Annotated in this window: 26 protein-coding genes and 1 pseudogene; 18 read left to right on the top strand and 9 right to left on the bottom strand. The window is 45.8% G+C overall.

What is annotated here, in order from left to right:
- Nucleotides 1-225 (bottom strand): DUF2887 domain-containing protein (locus AACT52_RS34905; RefSeq protein ID WP_073635015.1); only part of this gene is annotated, 225 nt, incomplete at its 3' end.
- Between the two features lie 184 nt (nt 226-409).
- Here AACT52_RS34905 and glyS point away from each other — a divergent pair.
- The 4 genes from glyS (at nt 410) to AACT52_RS34885 (ending at nt 5,809) form a co-directional block, all read left to right on the top strand.
- Nucleotides 410-2,560 carry a glycine--tRNA ligase subunit beta gene (glyS, locus tag AACT52_RS34900; RefSeq protein WP_073635014.1) on the top strand — a complete coding sequence of 717 codons (2,151 nt, stop codon included), beginning with the start codon at nt 410-412 and terminating at the stop codon, nt 2,558-2,560.
- Between the two features lie 81 nt (nt 2,561-2,641).
- Nucleotides 2,642-4,069 carry a UDP-N-acetylmuramoyl-L-alanine--D-glutamate ligase gene (gene murD, locus AACT52_RS34895; RefSeq protein WP_073635020.1) on the top strand — a complete coding sequence of 476 codons (1,428 nt, stop codon included), beginning with the start codon at nt 2,642-2,644 and terminating at the stop codon, nt 4,067-4,069.
- A 293-nt stretch (nt 4,070-4,362) separates the two neighbouring features.
- Nucleotides 4,363-5,004 (top strand): hypothetical protein, encoded by a 642-nt coding sequence (locus AACT52_RS34890; RefSeq protein ID WP_069349590.1) that lies wholly within the window; start codon nt 4,363-4,365, stop codon nt 5,002-5,004.
- Between the two features lie 10 nt (nt 5,005-5,014).
- Nucleotides 5,015-5,809: a pentapeptide repeat-containing protein gene (locus AACT52_RS34885; RefSeq protein ID WP_073635013.1), complete on the top strand. Its 795-nt coding sequence runs from the start codon at nt 5,015-5,017 to the stop codon at nt 5,807-5,809.
- A gap of 185 nt (nt 5,810-5,994) precedes the next feature.
- Here AACT52_RS34885 and AACT52_RS34880 read toward each other — a convergent pair whose 3' ends face one another.
- The 5 genes from AACT52_RS34880 to AACT52_RS34860 form a co-directional block, all read right to left on the bottom strand.
- A complete protein-coding gene (locus AACT52_RS34880) occupies nt 5,995-7,494 on the bottom strand; it encodes a mannitol dehydrogenase family protein (protein ID WP_073635012.1) in 1,500 nt (499 codons plus the stop codon).
- Nucleotides 7,451-8,608 carry an ABC transporter ATP-binding protein gene (locus tag AACT52_RS34875; protein ID WP_073635011.1) on the bottom strand — a complete coding sequence of 386 codons (1,158 nt, stop codon included), beginning with the start codon at nt 8,606-8,608 and terminating at the stop codon, nt 7,451-7,453. Before AACT52_RS34875 ends, AACT52_RS34880 begins: the two co-directional genes overlap by 44 nt.
- A 166-nt stretch (nt 8,609-8,774) precedes the next feature.
- Nucleotides 8,775-9,596: a carbohydrate ABC transporter permease gene (locus tag AACT52_RS34870; protein ID WP_073635010.1), complete on the bottom strand. Its 822-nt coding sequence runs from the start codon at nt 9,594-9,596 to the stop codon at nt 8,775-8,777.
- Nucleotides 9,597-9,598: 2 nt separating this feature from the next.
- Nucleotides 9,599-10,522, bottom strand: coding sequence for a carbohydrate ABC transporter permease (locus AACT52_RS34865; RefSeq protein ID WP_073635009.1), 924 nt, complete (start codon nt 10,520-10,522; stop codon nt 9,599-9,601).
- A 274-nt stretch (nt 10,523-10,796) separates the two neighbouring features.
- On the bottom strand, nt 10,797-12,146 hold the full coding sequence (locus AACT52_RS34860) for an ABC transporter substrate-binding protein (RefSeq protein ID WP_073635008.1): 1,350 nt from the start codon (nt 12,144-12,146) through the stop codon (nt 10,797-10,799).
- A gap of 159 nt (nt 12,147-12,305) precedes the next feature.
- On the opposite strand from AACT52_RS34860, the gene AACT52_RS34855 reads away from it, so the two are divergent.
- The 5 genes from AACT52_RS34855 to AACT52_RS34835 all read left to right on the top strand — a co-directional run bounded on the left by AACT52_RS34855 (nt 12,306) and on the right by AACT52_RS34835 (nt 16,667).
- Nucleotides 12,306-13,109, top strand: a complete 804-nt coding sequence (locus tag AACT52_RS34855; protein ID WP_073635007.1) for an SDR family NAD(P)-dependent oxidoreductase — start codon at nt 12,306-12,308, stop codon at nt 13,107-13,109.
- A 170-nt stretch (nt 13,110-13,279) separates the two neighbouring features.
- Complete coding sequence (locus tag AACT52_RS34850; protein ID WP_073635006.1) at nt 13,280-14,272, top strand: sugar-binding transcriptional regulator; 993 nt, start codon at nt 13,280-13,282, stop codon at nt 14,270-14,272.
- A 669-nt stretch (nt 14,273-14,941) separates the two neighbouring features.
- Complete coding sequence (locus tag AACT52_RS34845) at nt 14,942-15,748, top strand: carboxypeptidase-like regulatory domain-containing protein (protein WP_096549509.1); 807 nt, start codon at nt 14,942-14,944, stop codon at nt 15,746-15,748.
- A gap of 261 nt (nt 15,749-16,009) precedes the next feature.
- Complete coding sequence (locus AACT52_RS34840; RefSeq protein WP_096549510.1) at nt 16,010-16,288, top strand: DUF6364 family protein; 279 nt, start codon at nt 16,010-16,012, stop codon at nt 16,286-16,288.
- Entirely contained in the window at nt 16,278-16,667 is a 390-nt protein-coding gene (locus tag AACT52_RS34835) for a type II toxin-antitoxin system VapC family toxin (protein ID WP_073635005.1), read from the top strand. Before AACT52_RS34840 ends, AACT52_RS34835 begins: the two co-directional genes overlap by 11 nt.
- On the opposite strand, the gene AACT52_RS34830 is transcribed toward AACT52_RS34835, so the two are convergent.
- Nucleotides 16,612-16,821: a hypothetical protein gene (locus AACT52_RS34830; RefSeq protein ID WP_143172944.1), complete on the bottom strand. Its 210-nt coding sequence runs from the start codon at nt 16,819-16,821 to the stop codon at nt 16,612-16,614. The two genes, AACT52_RS34835 and AACT52_RS34830, sit on opposite strands and share 56 nt — an antisense overlap.
- A 98-nt stretch (nt 16,822-16,919) precedes the next feature.
- Between AACT52_RS34830 and AACT52_RS34825 the strand changes: the two genes are divergently transcribed.
- Nucleotides 16,920-17,801, top strand: a complete 882-nt coding sequence (locus AACT52_RS34825; RefSeq protein ID WP_233154144.1) for an alpha/beta fold hydrolase — start codon at nt 16,920-16,922, stop codon at nt 17,799-17,801.
- Between the two features lie 13 nt (nt 17,802-17,814).
- Here AACT52_RS34825 and AACT52_RS34820 read toward each other — a convergent pair whose 3' ends face one another.
- Complete coding sequence (locus AACT52_RS34820; protein ID WP_158054900.1) at nt 17,815-17,955, bottom strand: hypothetical protein; 141 nt, start codon at nt 17,953-17,955, stop codon at nt 17,815-17,817.
- Nucleotides 17,956-17,986: 31 nt separating this feature from the next.
- On the opposite strand from AACT52_RS34820, the gene AACT52_RS34815 reads away from it, so the two are divergent.
- From AACT52_RS34815 to AACT52_RS34795, 5 genes and pseudogenes are all read left to right on the top strand, one after another.
- Nucleotides 17,987-18,184, top strand: coding sequence for a type II toxin-antitoxin system HicB family antitoxin (locus AACT52_RS34815; protein ID WP_073635004.1), 198 nt, complete (start codon nt 17,987-17,989; stop codon nt 18,182-18,184).
- A 145-nt stretch (nt 18,185-18,329) separates the two neighbouring features.
- Entirely contained in the window at nt 18,330-18,830 is a 501-nt protein-coding gene (locus AACT52_RS34810; RefSeq protein ID WP_073635003.1) for a hypothetical protein, read from the top strand.
- 9 nt (nt 18,831-18,839) lie between these two features.
- Nucleotides 18,840-19,046: pseudogene (locus AACT52_RS34805) on the top strand (Uma2 family endonuclease); the annotation flags it as partial.
- Nucleotides 19,047-19,386: 340 nt separating this feature from the next.
- The gene (locus AACT52_RS34800) at nt 19,387-20,049 is read left to right on the top strand and encodes a DUF4145 domain-containing protein (RefSeq protein ID WP_073635002.1); all 663 of its coding nucleotides are present in this window, start codon (nt 19,387-19,389) and stop codon (nt 20,047-20,049) included.
- A 180-nt stretch (nt 20,050-20,229) separates the two neighbouring features.
- Nucleotides 20,230-21,114: an AraC family transcriptional regulator gene (locus AACT52_RS34795; protein WP_073635001.1), complete on the top strand. Its 885-nt coding sequence runs from the start codon at nt 20,230-20,232 to the stop codon at nt 21,112-21,114.
- A gap of 25 nt (nt 21,115-21,139) precedes the next feature.
- Here the strand turns inward: AACT52_RS34795 and AACT52_RS34790 are convergent, their stop codons facing one another.
- Nucleotides 21,140-22,111, bottom strand: coding sequence for an AraC family transcriptional regulator (locus AACT52_RS34790; protein WP_073635000.1), 972 nt, complete (start codon nt 22,109-22,111; stop codon nt 21,140-21,142).
- 350 nt (nt 22,112-22,461) lie between these two features.
- Between AACT52_RS34790 and AACT52_RS34785 the strand changes: the two genes are divergently transcribed.
- From AACT52_RS34785 to AACT52_RS34775, 3 genes are read left to right on the top strand one after another with little or no spacing between them, the layout of a single operon-like run.
- On the top strand, nt 22,462-23,613 hold the full coding sequence (locus AACT52_RS34785; RefSeq protein WP_073634999.1) for an acyl-CoA dehydrogenase family protein: 1,152 nt from the start codon (nt 22,462-22,464) through the stop codon (nt 23,611-23,613).
- Nucleotides 23,579-23,758 carry a hypothetical protein gene (locus AACT52_RS34780; RefSeq protein ID WP_158054898.1) on the top strand — a complete coding sequence of 60 codons (180 nt, stop codon included), beginning with the start codon at nt 23,579-23,581 and terminating at the stop codon, nt 23,756-23,758. The genes AACT52_RS34785 and AACT52_RS34780 overlap by 35 nt, the downstream gene beginning before the upstream one ends.
- Nucleotides 23,733-23,957: a hypothetical protein gene (locus AACT52_RS34775; RefSeq protein WP_073634998.1), complete on the top strand. Its 225-nt coding sequence runs from the start codon at nt 23,733-23,735 to the stop codon at nt 23,955-23,957. Before AACT52_RS34780 ends, AACT52_RS34775 begins: the two co-directional genes overlap by 26 nt.
- Nucleotides 23,958-24,388: the final 431 nt, after the last annotated feature.

Here is a 24,388-nt window from a genome sequence, read left to right as displayed (position 1 = left end):
CTGGCGACTTATCCCCATGTCTAAAGCCAGGGGCTTGCGTCTCGTTTTCCGGTCAGGACTGTTTTCAGGTGGCAGAAACACTCCGTCAATCCGGAAAGCCGTTTGTTTGATTTCCACGGAACGGAATTGATAACCTCTAGTCTCGTTGGTAGAACGCCCAATCAACTCAAAGAAAATACTGGGAAACTCTGCAAACAATTGATAAAAGATGCTGTCAGTCTTCACTCTGGCTTTTTGCCTTTAAAAATTACGCTATGTTGATTTTAAGTGCAGCAACGCCCATTCTGACTTTTTATGGTTCCCCTTGTCCTGAAATGTGCGCTTTGTGTTACGCAAGCATAACAACCAAGGTAAACTGGTTGAATTGATTAATATAGTTAAGCCACGCTTTCCTTGACAACAGTGTCCTATGCCTGCATTTTTATTAGAAGTCGGTACAGAAGAACTACCCGCAAGCTTTCTCAGTAGCGCGATCGCACAATGGAAGTCGCGCATTCCCCAAACTCTCAAAGAAAACAGCCTCACTTACGATGCTGTGGAAGTTTACGGGACTCCCCGCCGTTTAGCCGTACTCATCAAAAATCTACCATCCCAACAAAGCGATCGCGAAGAGGAAATTAAAGGTCCCCCCGCACAAGCTGCGTTTAAAGATGGGAAACCGACACCAGCCGCGCAAGGCTTTGCTAAAAAGCAAGGTGTGGAACTCGACGCCTTGGAAGTTCGCGCTACGGATAAGGGGGATTTTGTCTTTGTACGGAAACTCACTCCCGGTCGTCCGGTTGCCGATATTTTAACAGAACTTGTTCCTCAGTGGATTTTCAAACTCGAAGGCAAGCGGTTAATGCGTTGGGGTGACGGGGATAAAACATTTTCTCGTCCCATCCGCTGGATTGTTGCTTTGTTAGATGAGGCGGTGCTGCCAATAGAATTAGATAATGGTTCGGAGACGATAAAGAGCGATCGCATTTCCCAAGGTCATCGGGTCTTGCATCCAGAAATCGTCACAATTCCCGAATCTACTGATTATATCACGGCGCTTCGCTCTGCATATGTCGTCGTTGATCCCGATGAACGGGCAAATACCATCACGCAGCAAGTCAAAGAATCTGTACAAAAGTTAGATGGCTATGCAGAGATTTACCAAGATTTATTAGAGGAAGTCACAAACCTCGTAGAATTTCCCTCAGCAGTTATCGGTAAATTTGAATCAGAGTTTTTGAACCTACCCACTGAGGTAATTACCACTGTGATGGTAAGTCACCAGCGTTATTTTCCTGTGTTCCAAGCTAAAGATTCAAAAGAATTACTACCCAACTTTATCACTGTCTCTAACGGCGATCCCACGAAATCAGACATCATTGCTGTCGGAAATGAAAGAGTTATCCGCGCACGTTTAGCCGATGGTCGATTTTTCTACGACGCCGATTTAGAAAAACCCTTAGAAAGCTTTTTACCTCAGTTGGAAAAAGTGACTTTCCAAGAGGATTTGGGTTCGTTGCGTGCCAAAGTAGATAGAATTGGCAAAATTGCTCAGCAAATTACAGAACAACTGCAATTAAGCGAAAAAGAACGGGAAAATATCCAAAGAGCAGCTATCTTGTGCAAAGCTGATTTAGTTAGCCAAATGGTCTACGAATTCCCAGAATTACAGGGAATTATGGGACAAAAATATGCCTTAGCCAGTAAAGAAGATGAAGCCGTTGCCACGGCAATTTTTGAACATTATCTACCTCGCGGGGCGGATGACATTTTACCCGAAACTTTGGTAGGACAAATTGTCGGTTTGGCAGACAGACTTGACACGTTAGTCAGCATCTTTGGATTGGGGATGATACCCACGGGTTCTTCTGACCCCTTCGCCTTGCGACGGGCTGCAAATGCGATCATTAACATTACATGGGCGGCTAATCTACCAATCAATCTGCAACAGTTACTAGAGCAAATAGCAACAGATTTTGTTAAGGAACATAACAAAGATAGAAATCAATTAGTCGCTGCTTTACAAGAATTCTTCCTGCAACGTATCAGGACATTGCTACAAGAAGAAAAAGGCATTGATTATGACTTGGTAAATGCAGTTTTGGGAGAAAATGACCCAGAATATGCAGAAAGGGCGTTAAAAGATTTATTGGATGTGCGCGAGCGCGCCACTTTCCTCCAACAAATCCGCAGTGATGGTACATTAGATAACATCTACGAAACGGTTAACCGTTCCACTCGTTTAGCGGCTCAAGGAAATTTAGATACAAAACAACTTGATCCAATATCAGTAGTTCACAAAGAACTCTTCCAAAAATCATCCGAAGAAGCTTTTTACAATGCCATTGTGGATTTAGTGCCGCAAACTCAAGCAGCCCAACAGTCACGAGATTATAGGCAGTTGGTAACAGCATTAGAGCAAATTACCCCCACCGTCAGCAACTTTTTTGACGGTGCAGAAAGCGTTTTAGTGATGGACCCAAATCCAGAAATTAAACGGAATCGGTTAAATTTGCTCGGATTACTTCGCAACCATGCGCGTATTTTAGCGGACTTTGGTGCGATAGTAAAAAATTTGTAGCATACGTAAAAAAAAGTTGTGTGATTCTAGCAAATAAACGCTACGATAATGATGCTTAACCAGGGACCTCTGCCACAGTCTATGCCCAAAGCCCACGTCATTGGATTAGGAAAGTCCGGTATTGCTGCGGCGAGATTGTTGAAACGGGAAGGTTGGGAGGTAGATCTGAGCGATCGCAACACCTCCCTTGACCTCCTCAAGCAACAACAGGAACTTGCCGCAGAGCAAATAACCGTTAAACTGGGATATTCCCTGGAACTCAATAATTCAGATTTACCCCAATTGATAGTTGTTAGCCCAGGCGTACCTTGGGATGTGCCTGTGTTGGTTAAGGCACGAGAATTGGGCATTAAAACCATCGGAGAGATGGAACTCGCTTGGCAACATTTGCAATCAGTACCCTGGGTAGCAATTACTGGCACAAACGGTAAAACCACTACCACATCCTTAATTGCTGCAATTTTTGAACAAGCAGGATTAAACGCTCCCGCCTGCGGTAACATTGGCTACGCTGCTGGCGAAGTCGCCCTGGCTGTGGGAAGAGCAGGGGGAGCAGTTACTTCCTCATCTTCCTCATCCTCCTCATCTCCCCACACTCAAATCGACTGGGTAATTGCAGAGGTGAGCAGTTATCAAATAGAATCATCTTGCTCCCTTGCGCCTCGCATCGGCGTTTGGACGACTTTCACACCAGATCATCTCAGTCGCCATAAAACCTTAGAAAACTACTACAACATCAAAGCGCAGTTGCTGCGTCAGTCTCAGATACAAATTTTCAACGGTGATGATCCATATCTGAGGAAGGTGGGTGAAAGTGATTGGCGTGATGCTTATTGGACAAGCGTCAAAGGTAAAGATGATTTGATAAGTTCCAAAGGCTATTACATAGAAGATGGCTGGGTTGTAGAGACGAGAGGCGGCGCGTCTCTACAAGATGAACGCATTGTGGAAGTTTCCGCTTTGCGGATGGTGGGAGAACACAACCTGCAAAATCTGCTGATGTCAGTTGCAGCGGCGCGTTTGGCGGGAATTGATAAAGATGCGATTTCTCGCGCTATCCGTGAATTCCCTGGTGTCCCTCATCGTTTGGAACACATTTGTACTTGGGAAGGCATTGATTTCATCAACGACAGTAAAGCAACTAACTATGATGCTGCTGAAGTTGGCTTGGTATCCGTTAAAAGTCCTGTCGTATTAATTGCTGGTGGAGAAGCCAAAGCTGGTGATGACACTGGCTGGATGGCAAAAATTAAAGCTAAAGCCGCCTCAGTATTGCTGATTGGGAGTGCTGCACCTGCATTTGCCCAACGCTTGCAAGAAGAAGGATATAACAGTTACGAAATTGTAGAAACAATGGAGAAGGCTGTTCCCAGATCAGCGGAATTAGCAAAACAGCATCAAGCGCCTGTGGTGCTACTCTCTCCTGCTTGTGCAAGTTTCGACCAGTATGCCAATTTTGAACAGCGCGGTGATCATTTTCGGCAGTTGTGTTTGGATCTGTTGAAATAGCAAGCCCAAATTGATCTCTCCCCGAATTTAGCGAAGCGGAATCCGGGGATTTTTTCAGAGTCTAATCGGTCTAGTGGTCTGTCTCATTAATTTTGAAGCCTTCGTAGTGAGTGCTTAAGCGCTCTTGGAGTTTAGGACGCGCATTCCTTACTACGAACTTATACAAGTATCATAATTAATGCGATGAACCACTAGCCTGAGTCAATACTGGCATCTAGCTTTATGGTAGTGTGAAGTTACACTTGACCTCTTGCAATAGATAACTTTCACCGTCATGACTGGAGAGCAAAACCTTGGGAATAGAACTACGCAGTTTCGTATTTCTCGACAGCCTGCAACCTCAACATGCAGCATATATGGGAACGGTAGCCCAAGGTTTCTTGCCATTACCAGGAGATTCATCGCTGTGGATTGAAATCTCTCCTGGTATCGAAATTAATCGGATTACGGATGTAGCTCTCAAAGCTGCTTCTGTCCGTCCGGGAGCACTGGTGGTCGAACGACTGTACGGTCTATTGGAAATTCATTCTAGCTCCCAAGGTGAAACGCGAGCTGCTGGTGCTGCCATTTTGGCGACGCTAGGAGTTCAAAAAGATGAATGTCTCAAACCGCGTGTCGTTTCTAACCAGATTATCCGCAACATTGATGCTTACCAAGCACAACTTCTCAATCGCACGAACCGGGGACAAATGCTACTGGCAGGGCAAACGCTGTATGTATTAGAAGTTGAGCCTGCTGCTTATGCCGCACTGGCTGCGAATGAAGCAGAGAAAGCGGCGGCGATTAACATCCTTGCGGTTCAACCTGTAGGTAGCTTTGGACGGCTTTACTTAGGTGGACAAGAACGGGATATTCTTGCTGGTTCTCGGGGAGCATTAACGGCGATTGAAAGTGTCGCTGGTCGGATACATTCCCAGAGTGGGCGTCAGGAATAAAGGAGAGACAATGGCAAATCTTGAGCATCTGGCTTTACTCAGAGCAGGTGCAGTGACATGGATTGAGTGGAGAAAGAAAAACCCCCAGATTTCACCAGATCTGAGCGCCGCTAACCTGCAAGGCGATAACCTCAAAGGCGCTTTGCTCCACTCTGTAAACTTGAGCAAGGTGGATTTAGATAATGCTTTACTCGTGCAAGCGAATCTTAGCGGTGCTGACCTCAATGGCGCTAACCTCAAGGGTGCCAACCTGATTGAAGCTAACCTGAGTGGGGCTAACTTCAGTGTTGCTAACTTGAGCGGTGCTACACTGACACAGGCAGATCTGAGCCATGCCAATCTGATTGGAGCTGACTTAAGTGAGGTGAATCTCAAAGGCGCTATTCTCGCTGATGCTAACTTGATTGGAACTGATTTGAGAGGCGCTAACTTGAGAGATGCCGATTTGGGTACAGCAAAGTTAACCCGCGCTAACCTCTGTTATGCCGACCTCATCGCAGCTAACTTGATTGCGGCTGACCTAAACAAGGCAAACCTGTACGAGGCGGAAATGATGGGGGCTTACCTTTACAAAACTGACCTGTACAAAGCTAATCTCAGTAACGCTCACCTGAGTGGTGCATACCTGTTGCGGGCTAACCTGAGTGAAGCTGACTTGAGCTTTGCTGACTTGAGATGGACTAACCTTGCAGGAGCTAACTTTGCAGGGGCTAATCTTAGAGGAGCTAACCTTAGGGGCGCTAACCTTAAGGGAGCTAACCTCAGTGGCACGAACCTTGACCAGATAATTATGCCTGACTCTTGAACGCACCATTAGTTGTTAGGAAGTTAATGATGAACCATCGTAACGTGGTAGCTCTCATTACTAAACCTCTTGCAAAAGTCAATTTTATGAAAAAAAAACCACAGATGGACACAGATGGACACAGATAATTTATCTGCGTGTATCTGCGGTTCTAAATATCCATTAATCATACTTTTGCAAGAAGTCTAATGTACCTGCGAGAACTGAGCTAGTGTTTCTTTAGCTCCCAACTCATACAATCTATGTAAATGGTTCGTCACTGACTCGACAAAACGCGACGACTGGGGTAAATCGCCAAAAATCTCACTTAGGCTGAGCAATGGTTTGGGATCAGAGCCAGCAGAGCGGGCTCGTTGAGTCAGGATGTCTGCCATTGGGTCATCAATGGGAATGGGTTTGCCTTGGTCATCCTGTCCATTGAGGTAACGGAACCAGGCAGCAACCGTTAGGCTCATGTAATCAATCGGTTCTCCTTGGCGCAGCGCGTCACGAACTGAGCCGAGAACAAATTTTGGCATTTTGGCAGAGCTATTGAGGCAAAGACGCGGGAGTTGATCCCGAATCTTGGGATTGGCAAAGCGTTCAATTAAGGTCTTTTTGTAATTATCTAAATCAATCCCAGGCACAGGTTGGAGTGTCGGCGTCACTTCTGCCATCAAATGATCAACGGCTTGCCGAATCAATGGGTCTGCCATCACCTCATGGACGTAGGTATATCCTGCCAAAGAGCCGAGATAGCCAATCAACAAGTGACTGGCATTGAGCAGCCGGATTTTCATCATCTCGTAGGGATGAACATCGCTGGTCATTTGGACGCCAACGGCTTCCCAATCGGGTCTACCTGCACAGAAATTGTCTTCGACCACCCACTGAAGGAAGGGCTCTGCCACAACTGGAAAGGCATCCTCAATACCAAACTGTTCTGCCACCATTTTGATATCAGGTTCGGTTGTGGCGGGAGTAATGCGATCAACCATGCAGTTGGGGAAGGCAACTTGTTCGGCAACCCAGCGCCCCAATTCTGGATCTCGCATCTGTGCAAATGCGGTTAGCATTTTGCGGGCAATGTTGCCGTTGCCTTGCAGATTGTCGCAGGACAACACGGTAAACGGTGCTATTCCTTGTTTACGGCGGTGATCAAGTGCTGCTGTCAAAAAGCCATAGACTCCAATTGGTTCATCAGGATGTTGCAGATCGTACTGGATTGTCGGGTGATTGGCATCGAATTCACCGCTGCCTTCAATGTAGTAGTAGCCCCCTTCTGTAATGGTGAGCGTGACAATGCGGCATTTGGGATCTCCTAATGCGTTGATCACTGCCTGTCGGTTATCCGGTGCAAACAGATATTGCGCGATCGCACCAATGACACGAGCGCGATCGCCTTCTGGTGACCGTTCAACCAAGGTATACAAACAATCTTGCGAGTTCAGTGCATCACGCATCCGCTTGTCGTATTCAAGTAGCCCAACTCCGCAGATTCCCCATTCACTACCGGGATTCTCATGAAAGTAATTATCGAGATATAATGCCTGATGTGCTCGATGAAACCCACCAACACCGATATGGACAATTCCATTGGTGATTTGATGGCGATCGTAATTGGGTACGCGAACGTTATTTGCTAAACGAGATAGGGATGCTTCATTCAGCTTGATTGCTGAACCTGTGCTGATATTGCTGTTCATGAGATTCATTCAGGGTTAGGTGGTGACGACGAGCTTTCGGAATGGCTTCACCTTGTTGATTAAACAAATGGCAAAGCTCCCCGTTAATGTACATAGGAAGGCGATCGCGTATATGCGCAGGATTATCTCCGTCTGTTTGCACAACTAAGGTGTCCCCACCCGCAATCTTGACGTAGAGATAGGTTTCTCCTCCCAATCGTTCTACGACTAGCACTTCGCCATTCAAGCTTGCGTTATTCTGATTGAGCCGCAGATGTTCAGGGCGAATCCCCAAAGTTGCTCTATCCCCAACCGACAGGCTTCCGGGCTTCACCGGAATCATTACGGTTGCGTCACCAGGTAGTTTAACTGTTGTACCAGAGTCATTGACACCTGTCACCGTGACTGGGAAAAAGTTCATTTTGGGCGAACCAATAAATCCAGCGACGAATAGATTGCGAGGATGGTGGTACAGTTCCAGTGGAGAACCCACTTGTTCTATAATGCCACCTTGCAACACCACAATCTTGTCAGCAAGCGTCATTGCCTCAACCTGATCGTGCGTCACATAAATCATGGTCGCTTGCAGGCTGTCGTGTAAGCTGGCAAGCTCGATCCGCATTTGCACCCGCAAAGCAGCGTCAAGGTTAGACAGCGGCTCATCAAACAAAAAGACTTTGGGATTGCGCACCAAAGCACGACCGATCGCCACCCGTTGACGCTGTCCTCCCGATAGTTCTTTAGGCTTCCGATTTAAAAGTGGCTCCAGTTGCAAGATGCGAGCAACTTCACGTGCCCTTTCATACCGCTGAGCTTTCGGCATACCCGCAAGCCGGAGGCTAAACGCCATATTCTCCGCCACACTCATGTGAGGATATAAGGCGTAGGTTTGAAACACCATTGCCAAACCGCGTTTATCTGGAGGTACATCATTAACTTTCTGTCCATCGATGAGCAAATCGCCAGAGCTAATTTCCTCCAGTCCAGCAATCATGCGGAGCAAAGTGGATTTCCCACAACCGGAGGGACCGACGAAGACAACAAACTCGCGATCGTTGATGTCAAGATCAACGCCTTTGATCACCTCAGTGTCGGCATAGGTTTTATGGATATCTCTTAAAGCAACTGTTGACATAAAATTTTTGTATTAGAGGGGTTGAGTTTATTTTGAAACGCAGAGTCACGCAGAGGTTTACGCAGCGAAAAGTTCTGCAGGAGGGTTTCCCTCCGTAGGAAACTTTTCAAGACAGAGGAGCGCAGAGCGTTAAGCAGAGCTACTTCGTTTAAAACTCGGATGCTCCCTACTTCACCGCACCAAAGGTGAGACCTCGGACCAATTGCCGTTGACTCAGCCAACCAAAGATGAGAATGGGTGCGATCGCCAGTGTTGATGCTGCTGAAAGTTTTGCCCAGAACAATCCTTGAGGACTGGAAAATGAAGCAATAAAAGCTGTGAGCGGTGCAGCATCTGCCGTGGTCAAGTTCAGGCTCCAAAATGCTTCGTTCCAAGACAAAATAATTGAGAGCAATGCAGTGGATGCAATTCCAGGTAATGCTAGTGGCAGCAACACATGAACAAGTTCTTGCTGAGTCGTTGCCCCATCCATGCGATCGGCTTCGAGAATATCTTTGGGAACCTCTTTGAAGAAGCTGTAGATCATCCAGACGATGATCGGCAAATTAACCAAGGTATAAATGATGATTAAGCCGATACGGGTATCGAGTAACCCAAAGTTGCGACACAAAATGTAGATCGGTACTAGCACACCAACGGACGGTAGCATCTTGGTGGACAGCATCCACAGCAAGGTTCCCTTGGTGCGTTTCGTTGGGAAGAATGCCATTGCGTAGGCGGCAGGTACGGCAAGCAGCAGCGCGAGTATAGTCGCTCCAAGGGAAATCGCTACGCTGTTAAATGCATAATTGAAATAATTTGCCCGGTCTTGTATGGCAACATAGTTTTCCAATGTTGGTCGGAAAAACAACTGGGGAGGAGTTGCAACCGCAGCGACTTCCGTTTTGAAACTGGTGAGAAACATCCAGAAAATCGGGAAAAACAAGATGCAAGCGGCAAGCCAGCCAAGTAATGTCCATAGCCAGGGCTTTGAGGTTTTACGTGCCATTGTTAGGTATCCAAATTACGAGCAACACTACGCATCAAAAAGATTGCCACGATGTTGGCAAGAATTACCGCAATTAATCCACCGGCTGAGGCACCGCCCACATCAAATTCCAGCAGGGCTTTCAGGAAGATGTAATAAGCAAGGTTAGTGGTTGCTAGTCCTGGTCCACCGCCCGTGGTGACAAAGATTTCAGCAAAGATGGTCAGGAAGAAAATTGTCTCGATCATGGCGACCACCGCAATAGCGCGGCTCAGATGCGGCAGCATGACGAAACGAAATAGGGCGATCGCATTCGCTCCATCCATCCTAGCTGCCTCTAGCTGTTCACGATCAAGCGACTGAATTGCAGTCAACAAAATCAGCAAGGCAAAGGGAAGCCATTCCCATGAAACAATGATGATGATAGCTAGCAGGGGAAAGTTTGCAAACCAATCGATCGCCCCCAAACCCAAACCCCTGGTGATTTGAGCAAACAACCCATTCACCGGATGCATCAGCATATTTTTCCAGATCAGGGCGCTAACCGTGGGCATGACGAAAAACGGAGAGATTGCCAACACCCGCGCAATCCCACGCCCATAAAAGTCCTGGTCAAATAGCACTGCTAGGAGTGTACCTAGACCGATCGTGATTGCCAGAACAGAAACGACCAGAATGACTGTGATGATGATTGATGTCCACAGAGCTGAGTCAGTCAGAATGAACGTGAAATTTTCAATCCCGATAAATTTGCGTGCCTGTGGATTCAGCAAGTTATACCGCTGAAACGAAAACCATAGCGTCATTACCAGAGGCACAATCATCCACAGCAGCAGGACAATGACCGAAGGCGCAACCAGAGGTAAGGTTGACACTTGTCGCCTAGTCCGTGGCTTGGCGGGTGGTGGCGTTTCGTGTTGAGGTTTTACCGCTAATGAAGAAGACATAAGCAATTCAAAATTCAAAATTCAAAATGAAAAACCTAGAATTACAGCGATTTTCATTTGGATGAAGTACAAATTCATCTGTGTCCATCTGGAGGACACTGCTGTGGGCGGGTTCCCCGACTTGTTCAAAGCAGCGTCTCCGTAGGAGTTAGCAAGTGTCCGTTGTCCATCTGTGGTTCCATAATTCTTTGATGTATTACACCCAGTTGCAAACCGCTATAATAGGCATCCTGGCTGCTAACTGTATGCAAGTAAAATCTGGAACAGGTTAGAATTACTCGATGTAACCCGTGTGTTTCATGAACCGTTCGGTCGATCTCTGCGATTGCTGCAACGCCTGGTCTAGCGAAGTACGATTGGTCAATGCCGCTGCCAGGGTTTGCCCGACAGAAGAACCGATCGCCTGAAATTCTGGAATATCAACATATTGAACGCCCTTATACGGAGTTGGTTCTGCGGATGGACGGGTAACATCAGCAGATTGGATTGCTCTAAGTACAATCGGAGCAAACGGTGCAGCTTTTCGATAATTTGGATTCTCATAGGTGGATGTTCGCGTACCCGGCGGTACAGCAACCCAGCCATTTTCCTTAGCAACTAGTTGGATGTATTCCTTAGAGGTTGCCCAGGCAACGAACTTTTGAGCGGCTTCAGGTGATTTTGATGTTTTTGGAACCGCTAACGCCCAAGCCCAAAGCCAATTTGAGCCATTGGGATATCTTTCAATTGGCGCACGGGCAAAGCCAACTTTGTCATAGACTTGGGATTCTTTCGGATTGGATAACAGCCCTGCTGCAACGGTTGCATCCACCCACATACCGCATTTGCCCGTCGAGAATAACGCCAGATTCTCATTAAATCCGTTGGAACTGGCTCCCGGCGGACCATACTTTTGGAGCAAATCAACATAAAATCCCACTGCATCTTTCCAGGCTGGAGTATTGATCGTTGGTTGCCACTTCATGTCAAACCAGCGTCCACCATAGGTGTTGACCAACGTGGAAACAAATGCCATGTTTTCACCCCAACCAGGTTTTCCGCGCAGGCAAACCCCATAAACACCATGTTTTGGGTCGTGGATCTTGCTTGCCCATTCTCTCATTTGGGGGTAGGTTGGCTGTTCAGGAACCGTAATCCCAGCTTTTTTAAATAAATCTTTTCGGTAGTACAGCATGGAACTTTCCCCATAGAATGGCACGGCATAGAGTTTACCGTTATGAGAAAGTCCTTCTCGTATAGGTTTGAGCAGGTCATTCACGTCGTAGCTTGCGCCTAGTTGATCCAATGGTCTTAACCAATCCCGCCTAGCCCAGATCGGTGTTTCATAGGAACCAATCGTCAGGACATCGAACTGCCCACCTTGGCTAGCAATATCTGTGGTTGTGCGTTGGCGCAACACGTTTTCTTCCAGGACAACCCACCGTAGTTGAATACTGGGATTGGCTTGCTCGAACCTGCGGGAAAGCCCCTGCATAACCACCATGTCGCCGTTGTTGACAGTGGCGATCGTCAGTGTAGTTTTCTCTGCTGCTCGCGAACTCGGCGAACAAGCATGCAGCAGTTGCACCAGCATCACTCCAGGGACAAATGCAACCAGTACTTTAGCGAAGCGGGGGATACGCATCGCATAACTCCTTTAAATTAAAAAATCGAACGAATTAAATTTTTGATTTTATGCTCTTTTTTTGAGTAAAAGCTCAATAATAGAATCATACCAACCCCACCTCAATGGCTGGCATTTGCAACAATTCTTCAATAAAAGGTTAAAAAAGAGGTTGAAACTATGACAGCGAAAGCAACCTATCAGTTTGCAGGCAAAAACATCCTGATTACAGGCGGTGCGGGAGATATTGGCAAGGCAACTGCACACCGTTTTGCTGCTGATGGTGCAGGTGTAGTCCTGTTGGATTTGAATGAATCGAAGATGGCAGATGTGGCTGAGGAACTAAAAGGGTACAACGTTCCAGTCGGCACATTTCGCTGTGATGTTACGGCTGCTGATGATGTTGCCAAAGCCTTTACTGGTGCTGCTCAACAGCTTGGGCGTATCGATTATGTCTTTAACAACGCGGGCTATCAAGGAGTGTTTGCCAAGACGGACGAATATCCCGATGACGACTTTCAAAAGGTCATTGACATTAACGTTGTCGGCGTTTTCCACGTTCTCAAGGCGGCTGCACAGCACCTGCGCGATGCGGGTGGAGGCGTCATCGTCAACATGGCAAGTTATGCAGGAGTGGTTGGTCCACCGAATATGCTGGCATATGGCGCTTCAAAGTTCGCGGTCATTGGAATGACTCAGACAGCAGCCAAAGATTTAGCTCCCTACGGCATTCGGGTGAATGCGGTCTCTCCTGCGCTCATCGGTCCCGGTTTTATGTGGACGCGGCAAACAGAATTGCAGGCAGCAGTGGGTTCCCAGTACTTTAACGCCGATCCCAAAGTAGTTGAGCAGCAGATGATCAATTCAGTGCCGATGCGCCGTCTGGGAAGCCTAGAGGAAGTTGCGAATGGGGTAGCGTTCCTGATGAGCGACGAAGCAAGCTACCTAACTGGATTCAACTTGGAGATTACTGGCGGGCAATAGAAAATAAAGACAACGAATCTGCGGCTTTCTGTATGCAAGGTGATGTTAAAACACTTAGAGTATACCGCTATACTACCTTCACAAAATTTGAGCAAAAAGTATGCATTTGGGCATATGCTCAAATAATGCAATCATTCTTTTGGTAGGTACATACTTCTTGAAGGTGGGATATGGGAGAACCTTTCTCTGAGCGGCGCGATGCCAGCAAAGCTGGCTTGCCCCTTAGGGCTCGTAAATTAGATATGGCTGCTCACGCTGCCTGGCTGTATTACATCGCCGGCAATACACAGGAAGAGATTGCCGCAAAGCTCAATGTCTCGCGACAGGCTGCACAACGCTTGGTCGCACTTGCAGTCAGTGAAAAATTAATCAAATTTCGGCTCGATCATCCCCTAAGTGAATGCATTGCTTTAGCTGAGGCATTACGCGATAAGTTTGGGCTGTCGCTTTGTGAAGTAGTACCAACTGACGCAGGTAGCGGTGAGACATTTAATGGAATTAGCGTGTGTGCTGCCACTCATCTAGAGGCTTACCTGATCGCGAAAACCCCGATTATACTGGCGTTCTCCTCAGGACGCACGTTGCGAGCAATGGTGGAGCAAATCCCATCAATGAACCAACCACAACATAAGATTGTTTCAATAATTGGGAATATGTCCCACTATGGGCTTGCAGGTCGTCACGAAGTGGTTATGCATTTGTCTGATCGCGTCGGTTCCCAAGCCTACCCAGTGCCGACTCCGGTCGTAGCCACTAGCATTGAAGAACGGGAAGTTTTGCAGACTCAGCGATCGTTTCTCGCCGTCAAGACTCTTGCAGAGCAAGCTAAAGCAACGTTTGTCGGAATTAGCCACATTGCCTGGAATGCCCCATTACATCAAAATGGCTTTATCAATGACGATGAAGTGACTGAATTAATTGAACTGGGTGCAGCAGGGGAAATCGCAGGTTGGGCTTACGACCATTACGGAGTGTTGCTTCAACAGGGAACGAACAGCCGGGTTGCCAGTGTACCACTCGAACAACCCGCTCAACGGCTGATTATTGGTGTGGCAGGGGGTGTGAAAAAGGCGGAGGCGATTCTGGCTGCTCTGCGTGGCAAGTTGATTACCGGACTGATTACTGACGAAGCAGGTGCCCAAGCGATTCTTGCTAAAATTTAGTAGACCGAAAAGTTTTCCAGAACCTTTATCAGCCTCTCATTTGAGCGAGTATATACAATCTGCCGGAATTCTGGCGGAATCCGCTTTTCAAGGAACGGGTGTTGTAGGTGGCTTTTCTTGTAAGTGCTTACGATTGCCCTTTGGGCACTGCGCTGAGTCCCAAAGGGACACGCTACGCGAACGCGCGATCGCGATCATCAGCCCAAAAATATCGGGTGAAACCCTAATTCTTTCGTCAACCTACAAAAATTTTCAGTCTAGTGACTTTTCAAACATCCTCTAAGGTAGCTCTCAAGATGGAGATATTATATTGAGTTTCCGTTGTATAAGGTGTGTAAAAAGAAATTCTACTCACTGAGAATGATATAGAGAACCCAAGTAATAAAACTCCAATACCTGTAAAAGCAGCAGAATAACATCAAAAGCAACAATTATAGCAGTATTAATAGCTGGCACGGCAATGTTAGTTTCTAAGGTGTCTAAGTTATTAGAACCTAAATCTACACTATTAAATCCGATAATTAAAACGACAGTTAAGGATGCAATTTAAACAAGAGTAAAATCAAAGTTTCAAAATAGATAAGTGGTGTCTGGTTATGAACGTAATAACTTATTTTTTCTTATAAAAGCTTGAGTAATAAGTTAATAGCTACTTACTAAATTAAATTTATGCATAATTTTATAGGTCGGGTTGTAGACCAAAAGAATCAACCTATTAAAGATGCAAAGGTTTCATTGGAAGGTTTAGGAACTCCAGTTGTAAAGTATACAGACACAGAAGGAATTTTTCTATTTTCAATTTCTATTATTAGCAGTAGTCATGTGAATGTAAACATAAGGGTAGAAGCTGAAGGCTACAAGCTATATAATCGCTATATTGACCTATCTGTTGTTAATACAAATCCTACAAATCCTGTAGAAATTCGACTCAATCAGAATGATACAGAGAAGTCAAGTGATACAAATCCAGCTATAAAAGCTGCTATAATAGCAGCAAGCGCAACAATTATAGCAGCATTAATAGCTGGTGTTGTAAAGTTATTAGAACCTAAACCTACACCACCAAATCCAGATAATCATAGAACATTAAAATTGCCACAAACCATTCAAAAAAAATCGCCATTACGGATTTCCCCATCACCCTCGGTTGAAAAACTAGCACAGGATTTGCAGGCTGTTAATATTAGTTTTAGCGCTCGTGAACTACGCAATCAGTTAAACAACTCATATTCTCAATACCCACAATTCGCTAATGGCTGTCTTAAGTTTCTGGAAAATCGACGCTTAAAGCAAGAATTATTCTTTGATATGATTTTTTGGAATTATACCCAAGAGCTGGGGGGTAAACCTAACCCAAATTCACCGGATGGAAATTTGGATGCAGAGATATTGAAAGCAGCTATGGTGACAGCACATAACGGACGTTATAGCAATAAAGCCTCATCATTTGAAGACATCGTAGAACCAAAGGAATGATATGGTGTATGGTAAATAGAACTTACGCGATTCAAAACAATTCCGTAGTTGTTGTCTAAATGATTGAAATTGCGCTATTAATTGATTGTGATTTATTTTTAGCATAGCCCCTCAGCGATCACATCGATCTGTAGGGTGCATTGTCGCAAAGCGCAAGGCACCACAATCTCAAACATCCCAAATATACGATAAAAGCTGAACCTCACCACTGGCAGCCCAATCTAACAGGTAAAATGAGACAGTCTAAGACCATGCACAGCCATGACCACCAAAATTACATTAGACATTGATGAAGCTTTGATCCAAAAAGCAGAACGTTGGGCGCAGCAACAACAAATGTCGCTTTCTGATGTGATTTCCAATTTTCTGCGTCAGTTACCAGAACCGGATTTGACACCGCAAGACGAACATCCTTTAGCGAAGTTTGCTGGAATTTTGAGTGCTTCTGAAGCTAGAGAATTGCAGCAGGCGATGTCTGACGACAAGCCACTTCGTGTCTACGCGGCAGAGTTTGAGCAGATAGACACAAATGAATGGTAAGGTAGCCTTGGATACTTCTGTCGCAGTTCGTTTTTTGAATGGCGATGAGGCAGTTGTGGCTCAGGTATTAGCATTGACAACAGTGATTCTACCGACTGTTGTTGTGGGTGAATTATTATTTGGAGCGGAAAACTCAAGTCGTTCTTTGCAAAATCTGCCGCGTTATTTGGAGTTTATTGAGACGTGTGAGGTAGTAAAGTTGGGTCGGGAAACTGCGGTGGTGTATGCTCGAACTCGGTTGGCATTGAAGCAGAAGGGGCGACCGATTCCAATGAATGATGTTTGGATTGCGGCGCAGTGTTTGGAACATGGTTGCCGGTTGGTCACGGATGATTCAGACTTTGGCTATGTGGATGGGCTGATGTTGGAAAACTGGTAGCAAGAGCGATCGCTACATTTGCGCTGGATAAAATTTTGAGTAATAACGCATATCCTAGTGCGATTGGCTTTGCCACTGCCCCTTGGGCGATCGCATCCCTCCCGTAGTGTTGTTGCAAAGCGCAATGCACCATCATCTGTTTTTGTCCGCTCATCGCTCAAAACCTGTCAAGGACTGAGAGCGGAATCTTACGTCACCTCAAAGACCATCTTAAAGATTTGGTATTTTGAAGAGATGACGAGAATTAATAGCATGAACAATCTTGTGACACCACCCGAAAGACAGGCAAAGATGCAACTGTATGATGGTCGTATGCTCGCGTGGTCCGAATGGGGACCTGTTGACGGTCTTCCAGTTTTGTTTTGCACCGGGGCTGGAATGAGCGGGTGGCTTGGTTTTGGCGCAAGCGACCTTCCAGGTCTCGGCTTGAAACTTATTGCCATTGATCGGCCTGGCTTGGGTTTGTCCGATGCTCACCCTAACAAGACGTTGTCCTCTTGGGTGGATGACATGCGGGAGTTTATTCAGGTCAATGATCTGCATGATGTTCTCGCCGTTGGTTTCTCTCAAGGTGCACCGTTCGCATTCGCTCTCGCAGGAAGGAGCCTCGTGAAGGCGATCGCAATTGTGTCCGGTCAGGACGAACTTGCCCATCCGCGTGTGAGACCGCTCTTGCATCCGGATGTAGAGGGGATGATTGCTGCTGTCCAACAAGATGCTATGAAGTTCGAGCAGCACTTTTCCCAGATGGCAACGCAGGAGGGGCTGTGGCAGTTAATCATTGGGATGAGTGCCCAGCGCGATCGGGCGTTGTATGAGAGTGACACGTTGGGCGAAGCATATCAGCGGGCGTTGAAGGAGGGTTTCTCGCAGGGCGCACAGGGATACGCGCGAGACCTCGCCAATGCGCTGGGTTCATGGCCTGTGGAGCTGGAGGACATCACCGTTCCTGTGGATCTCTGGTATGGCGGTTTGGATACTAGCACGGTTCACTCCCCAGATTTTGGCGCGATCCTGGCTTCGCGCCTGCCAAACGCTTCGCATACCGTTGACCCAGAAGAAGGAGGGTCGATTCTCTGGACGAGATCTTACGATATTCTCGCAAAACTGAAATCTCATGTATCGATTACATAAGGTGGTCTTTACCTTAGGATTTTGTAGCTGCCAAACCCGTACGTGCATCAGCATAACAAAGCGATCGCACACTCATGACAAATTTTTTGTGAGTCCAGTGGACTACAAACACCTTTACCGCCATAGTTAAGAACATACCAACTATTCTGTACATAGAAACAGCAAACAAACACTAGGAGTCATTGATGAAGTTTAATGTGACACTTGACCGTGATGAGGACGGAGTTTGGATTGTAGAGTGTCCCAGTATTCCTGGTTGTGTTAGCCAGGGACGTAGTAAAGAGGAAGCTATTGAAAATATCAAGGATGCGATCGCTGCTTGTCTTCAAGTTCGTGCAGAGCGTGGTATGCCATTGACTGATGAATTTGTTGCTGCAAAATAGTGCGTGTATAGCAGCATAACAACAGCAACTGAAAAAAACAAATCAGCAAATCAGCTGTGAGCGATCGCAATGCTTTTGGTTTAGGTATTCACAGGTAAAAAACGAAATATAATTGGTGCAGTACATTTGCACTAGGAGTTAGACAATGATCGATGCCAGTATGGTTTTGGAGATTTTGGCATTCTTTGGTAAAGGCATAGCCAATGCAGGGCTTAAGGATATTTACGAGAAATGGAAGAAGCTTATCAAGGCAAAGATTTCAAGTACAACTGTAGCTAAAACCGTAGAACCTGAAAAATTGTTGGAGGAGTATGAGCAAAATCCTGATATTTGGAAGGAACCTATGAAGGCGGCTTTAGACGAAGCTCAGATCGGCAAAGATGAAGAGATTATAAAAGGAGCATTGCATCTGTTAGGTTTGACGAAACCTACACAAAATAATGGAACTTTTCAAAGTTTCAACAACAACGGATCTGGAACTCAGAACAACATTGGCAACAAATTTATCAACAATCATACTGTATACAATCAAGCATCTGAGTTTTTTGATGAAGTTGATGAGAGAAGCGGCTTCCGAATCCGAACCACTTACCAGAGAGATCATATGACAGGAGCGCGGATCATTGTCGGTAAAGAACTTGCATAAACGTCTAAAAAAGTAACGAAAAATATTCTTCATTGTCTGAAGCATGGAACTCAAATGGGTTGGTTAATCGATCCAGATGAGCAAACTGTGTTTGTCTATCGTCCTAAACAAGAAACTGAAGTGTTTGATGAGCCAGATGAAGTTCTTCCTATGCCATCGTTTGCAAGTGAGCTACATCTTACAATCAAGGATTTGTTTGCTTGGTTGTTAGAGTAAATGTTAAGTAAGTAAGCGGACATAATTAAACGTACGATGTGTTAGGCGTAGCCGCAGGGCATCAATTCCTAAGTAGGATGGTTCATTTTCATTCCACAAACCTACTTAGTAGCCAGTTACCTAACACTGCACGGTTAAGAACATAAGTATAAATTATCGTAGTTTTCACATCCTTCCATATCTTTAGGATGCTTTTTGTCATGAAATTAAAAATATAGCGTCGAATTATGAATAGCCTGTACAGAGTGGTTTTACGGAAAATCTCATTATAAAAAATAGTTAGGTATACTTGTTCGGTATTGTTGGAATTTAGTGCTAGTTATTATTTGGAGCTTTTAGGTTGAACAAATTTTTCAAGCAACGTTTCGATGAGTTAGAGGCTCAAGCAATGCAAGTTGAAGCTTCTAAAAGGATGCACCATAGTGAGATGTTCGCTAGTGGTGAATATATTGATAATGATCTGCTTCTAAATTGGAAAGTAAAAGTTAAAAATTTATTGTCAAAAGTTTGCGGTGAAGAATCTCAACACTTTCAGCAATTCGAGAAAAATGAAGATGGTATACTCTATACAACAAACTACACTACCTTCAAAAGTCTGAAGGCTATATTTTTAGCGGCAAAAGAAGATTTTGAAGGTGGTTACCTTTCATCCATGAGAACACTTGTTCAGGCAGAAGTTTTTGATTCTGAACTTGAACAAGCAAATGAGTTATTGAGTAGCGGCTACTCTACAGCCGCTGCTGTCATCGCAGGCGTTGTACTAGAAACAGCATTGCGGGAGCTATGTGACAAGGAACGTATTTCACATGGAAAGCTAGATAAGATGAATGCTGATTTGACTAAAGCTGGTGTGTACAACAAGCTCGTGCAAAAGCAAATAACTGCATTGGCAGATATACGAAATAGTGCAGCTCATGGCAAACCTAATGAGTTTACGGAGCAAGACGTGAGCAATATGATTAGAGACGTAGGTCAGTTTCTGGCGAACCACCTGATAAGTTAGCATACCTAACAATTTGCTTGGAATGAACTGGTAAGAACTGCTCATGGGGATATAAAGTTCTTTACAGCCGCTCAAGCGAACCGTTATGTTCCAAACTGAGCACCTGCAGACTGAGCAATTTCTGTCAAGCTTTATAGATTCCAACGGAGTAGTCTATTGATAGCCGAGGAGGATGCTTCATTGACAGAATCTGCCGTTGTCACCTATCACTCTAGATTCCGTAAGGTGCTTGAGTACATCGATTCTCATCTAGACGACGACCTTACTGTCGATCGCCTGAGCAACGTTGCTGCATTCTCGAAGTATCATTTTCACAGGCAGTTCTCTGAACTTTTCGGGATTAGCGTATACAAATACGTTCAACTCCATCGCTTGAAGCGCGCTTCTTACCAACTTGCCTTTCGTGACCGTATGCAAATCATCGAGATCTCGCTGGCGAGTGGCTACGAAAACCATGAATCGTTTTCTCGTGCATTCAAGAAAAGCATAGGGCAAACTCCTTCCGAGTTCAGAGAGCGTCCGCAGTGGAATCCTTGGCACTTGACTTACCAACGATTAAGTGACTTAAGGATCAAGCACATGAAACCAGAAAATCAGCCCGCCAATGTCAAGCTAATCACCTTTAAAGACACTAAAGTTGCCGCTCTTGAACATAGGGGCGATCCAAATCTTATCGGGAATTCGGTTCGCAAGTTTATCGAATGGCGAAAGCAGAACAATCTGCTGCCCCAAGTCAGCGCTACTTTTAACATCCTCTACGATAATCCGTCCGAGACGTCGCCTGAAAACTATCGTTTTGACATATGCGCATCAACAGATCGAGATGTGGCTGACAATCCATTTGGGGTTGTAGAAAAAATCATTCCTGGTGGTAGATGCGCCGTATTGCGACACATGGGAGACGACGCTAATCTTGGCGAGAGCATCACTTATCTTTACTCGAACTGGCTCCCGTTGAGTGGAGAAGAACCGCGAGACTTTCCACTGTTTCTACAGAGAGTCAGTTTTTTTCCGGATGTGCCTGAGCATGAGGCGATTACCGACGTGTTTCTTCCGCTCAAGTAAATTCGTGTGGTCAACTGATGTTCTCTCAGTGGTGTGCAATACCACTTCCACGTCGCCACGTTGCAGGAGGCATGCCTAAATGACGCTTGAATGCTCGGTTAAATGCGGCTTCTGACTCATAACCCACTTGAGTGGCAATCTTTACCATGCCTGCATCTGTACTTTTTAGCAAGTTCACCGCTAGCTGTAGCCGCCACTGTGTTAAATATTGCATGGGTGGCTGTCCCAACAGTTGAGTAAAGCGAGTTGCCAGTGTCGATCGCGAAACTCCTACCTGTCCTGCCAGCTCTGTCACCGTCCAGTTATGTTCAGGGCGAGCGTGCAGCAAATTCAGTACCTGACCCACAATTGAGTCATTCAATGCAGCCAGCCAACCAAGCTGTTGTTCTGATATTTGCTGCATCTGGTTGCGGAGAATTTCCACGAACATTAACTCGGTTAACCGTGCCAGTAGACAACTGCTGCCCGGACGATCACCGAGCGTTTCTTGAATGATGTAGCGAACTCCAGTTTCTAACAGCGGAGAAATTGGCTCTGCAAAGACCGGAATATGCATCAGGAGGGGAAGGGTTCGCAGAAATGGATTGAACAACAGTTCGTCACACAGCAAAAAGCCACAGACAAGCTGCGTCAGCGCTCCATTCCCGCCATATTTCAGAACTGGCATATCTGACCAGGGTTGAGGAGGAAGGATATCTCCGACTGGAATCGGCGGTTTACCGGGTTGATCACTCAAAATATGAGAACTGCCATAGGGAAAAACAATGATGTCTCCCTCAGAGAGTTGTTTGCTTTCAGAGCATCCATCAATTTCTACCCAACAGGTTCCCTCAGCAACAATGTGAAACGAGACAATTCGCCGTGAAGCTGCTTGCAGTAGCACTGCTAACTGATCTGGCGGTGGCGTTTCAATACTCCAAGGAGCAAAGTACTCGGTACGAAACCGAACACCACCCGAAAGGCGAATCACTCGAAGCACATCAGAGAGAACATCCATAGCACTTTTAAGTAAGAATTCTTACAACCGTTCACTCAGTAAAGTGACATTTACTGGTCTGGCGTTTCAGTCAAGAACTCCAGAGTCTTAGTCATTGCACATCCCGTTTTTATAGTCAAGTATAGAGTTACAGTGCATTATTCTCCGTTAAGCCGCTGTTAAAAACCTAGCATCTGAAGGGACATCACACAACGTTCAAACATTTCAATTTAACTGTCTCCAGGTTGACAGTTTCTAAATCACAAAGACGAGTGCAATCCCCCTGTGGTCTGCACATTGTCTTTCATCAACTATTCAATTAAGTTTGCTCGTATTTGAAATCAATTCCTGTAACTCTAAAGGACGACACTATGTTGGAATTACAAGCCCCTACAGCCCATTCACCTGCCCAACCCTGGATAGAACTTGCTAAAAATTTAGGTTCTCAATTTGCAGAACGTCGCACTGATGCAAACGAAAACGATCGCTTTGTTACTGAAAACTTTGCAGATTTGAAACAGCATGGATTCGTTTCGGCGGGTGTGCCTACTGAGTTAGGCGGTGGAGGAGCAAGCTACATCGAGATGTGTGGAGTGCTGCGTGAGCTTGCCCATCATTGCAGCTCCACTGCGCTTGCCTTTGCCATGCATACGCATCAAGTAATGATACCTGTATGGCGTTGGCGTCATCAAAATGCTCCTATGGAGGGTTTGCTGCGACGAGTGGCAATGGAACAAATTATCCTCCTCAGTAGCGGTGGTTCTGATTGGTTACAAGGCTCTGGTACGGCAACTCGGGTCGAAGGTGGTTTTTACATTAACGCCTGTAAAGTCTTTGCTAGCGGTGCCCCTGCCGGTGATTTGCTCATGACTAGCGCTGTTTACGATGATCCAGAAGCTGGCTCCACTGTTCTGCATTTTGCGATTCCTGTTCATGCTGAAGGAGTCAAGATTGATCCCGTTTGGCACGCAATGGGTATGCAGGGCACAGGCTCCCACAACATCCTGTTATCGGATGTATTTGTGCCTGATACAGCGATCGCGCTGAGACGACCCCAGGGTAAGTGGCATCCTTTGTTTCACATAATCTCAATGCTGGCAATGCCATTGGTCTACTCAGTATATGTGGGTGTGGCAGAAGCCGCACGAGACTTAACGACGCAGTTGATTCAGAAACGCCCAGAAGATAACCATATTTGCTACTTAGTCGGCGGCATCGAGAACGAACTGATGGCTGCAAAGTTAGCGCTACAACATATGATTACAGTGGCAGATACCAGTCAACCTGGATTTGATACCACTAATCAAATTATGATAGGTCGCACGTTAGCAGCACGTGCTGTGCTCAATGTGGTTGATCTGGCAATGGAAGCTACGGGTGGCACTGCGTTTTATCGTTCGCTGGGTTTAGAGCAATTGTTCCGTGATGCTCAAGCTGCTCGTTATCATCCTTTACGGGAAGGTGAGCAACGCCGACTTGCAGGACAACTTGCCCTCAATTGGACGATCAAGGCAAAAGACTAACTTTCCGCCAACTCTTAACTTAATCAGCGATCGCTGCCCTCCAGTACCAGACGAGCGACTTTACCGCGATGCCCGTCTAGCACTGGAGAGCGATCGTCTAAGCTGGGCAAGCGACCAAATTGAAATTCACATCCTCAAAGGCTGATTTTGAAATCCTCTGCGATCGCGCCTTGCGCGGCTCCCTTCGGGAGCATCGCGAAGCGGGCGCTCTGCGCCATCGCCGTTTGGTTAGAGGATGGAGTTGGCTCAATCCTTTTGCTGCCGAGTTTGGGTCAAACTATGATGTGATAGAAAATTCCGGCAAATCTTCAATGGCTTTTGCTACACAGCGATATTTGTCATGAGTGCTTGAATTACTGGAATTAGTTAGCAAACAGGTAAATTGAGAAAGCAATATAGCTTTTTGCTTGCCGAAAATACCAAAATGAATACGCGATCTACTGAAATGAGAAACGATTTAAGCATTTTGAGAAAGCAATATGCCTTTTTGCTTGCCCAAAACACCAAAATGAGAAACGATTTAAGCATTTTGAGAAAGCAATATGCCTTTTTGCTTATTGAAATCGACTTGATCTATTTTCCCGATGCAGTGACCAGTTATGGTATCGTGAAAATCTAACATTCAAAATGGGTATAACAAAATACAGTAACAGACTCTAGATGGGTAAAGGATACAAGCCGTCTCTTGAGCTAAAACTAGTTGGGGCAGATTTTGAAATCTTCTGTGATCGGTGTTTGGTTAGAGGATGGTGGCTTAATCCTTTTGCTGCTGAGT

This window comes from Scytonema sp. HK-05, assembly GCF_963872035.1.
Classification (GTDB): Bacteria; Cyanobacteriota; Cyanobacteriia; order Cyanobacteriales; family Nostocaceae; genus Kalymmatonema.
The sequence above is the reverse complement of the archived record's forward strand: the minus strand, read 5'-3'. Positions and strand labels throughout refer to the sequence as shown.

Excerpts from the sequence above, each read along its gene's own strand:
- AACT52_RS34860 (WP_073635008.1), bottom strand. The coding sequence starts at position 12,146 with ATGCGTATCCCCCGCTTCGCTAAAGTACTGGTTGCATTTGTCCCTGGA.
- murD (WP_073635020.1), top strand. The coding sequence starts at position 2,642 with ATGCCCAAAGCCCACGTCATTGGATTAGGAAAGTCCGGTATTGCTGCG.
- AACT52_RS34885 (WP_073635013.1), top strand. The coding sequence starts at position 5,015 with ATGGCAAATCTTGAGCATCTGGCTTTACTCAGAGCAGGTGCAGTGACA.
- AACT52_RS34790 (WP_073635000.1), bottom strand. The coding sequence starts at position 22,111 with ATGGATGTTCTCTCTGATGTGCTTCGAGTGATTCGCCTTTCGGGTGGT.
- AACT52_RS34830 (WP_143172944.1), bottom strand. The coding sequence starts at position 16,821 with ATGAGCGGACAAAAACAGATGATGGTGCATTGCGCTTTGCAACAACAC.
- AACT52_RS34835 (WP_073635005.1), top strand. The coding sequence starts at position 16,278 with ATGAATGGTAAGGTAGCCTTGGATACTTCTGTCGCAGTTCGTTTTTTG.
- AACT52_RS34855 (WP_073635007.1), top strand. The coding sequence starts at position 12,306 with ATGACAGCGAAAGCAACCTATCAGTTTGCAGGCAAAAACATCCTGATT.
- AACT52_RS34880 (WP_073635012.1), bottom strand. The coding sequence starts at position 7,494 with ATGAACAGCAATATCAGCACAGGTTCAGCAATCAAGCTGAATGAAGCA.
- AACT52_RS34840 (WP_096549510.1), top strand. The coding sequence starts at position 16,010 with ATGACCACCAAAATTACATTAGACATTGATGAAGCTTTGATCCAAAAA.
- AACT52_RS34785 (WP_073634999.1), top strand. The coding sequence starts at position 22,462 with ATGTTGGAATTACAAGCCCCTACAGCCCATTCACCTGCCCAACCCTGG.
- AACT52_RS34870 (WP_073635010.1), bottom strand. The coding sequence starts at position 9,596 with ATGGCACGTAAAACCTCAAAGCCCTGGCTATGGACATTACTTGGCTGG.
- AACT52_RS34845 (WP_096549509.1), top strand. The coding sequence starts at position 14,942 with ATGCATAATTTTATAGGTCGGGTTGTAGACCAAAAGAATCAACCTATT.
- AACT52_RS34810 (WP_073635003.1), top strand. The coding sequence starts at position 18,330 with ATGATCGATGCCAGTATGGTTTTGGAGATTTTGGCATTCTTTGGTAAA.
- AACT52_RS34875 (WP_073635011.1), bottom strand. The coding sequence starts at position 8,608 with ATGTCAACAGTTGCTTTAAGAGATATCCATAAAACCTATGCCGACACT.
- AACT52_RS34815 (WP_073635004.1), top strand. The coding sequence starts at position 17,987 with ATGAAGTTTAATGTGACACTTGACCGTGATGAGGACGGAGTTTGGATT.
- glyS (WP_073635014.1), top strand. The coding sequence starts at position 410 with ATGCCTGCATTTTTATTAGAAGTCGGTACAGAAGAACTACCCGCAAGC.
- AACT52_RS34825 (WP_233154144.1), top strand. The coding sequence starts at position 16,920 with ATGAACAATCTTGTGACACCACCCGAAAGACAGGCAAAGATGCAACTG.
- AACT52_RS34865 (WP_073635009.1), bottom strand. The coding sequence starts at position 10,522 with ATGTCTTCTTCATTAGCGGTAAAACCTCAACACGAAACGCCACCACCC.
- AACT52_RS34850 (WP_073635006.1), top strand. The coding sequence starts at position 13,280 with ATGGGAGAACCTTTCTCTGAGCGGCGCGATGCCAGCAAAGCTGGCTTG.
- AACT52_RS34820 (WP_158054900.1), bottom strand. The coding sequence starts at position 17,955 with ATGTACAGAATAGTTGGTATGTTCTTAACTATGGCGGTAAAGGTGTTT.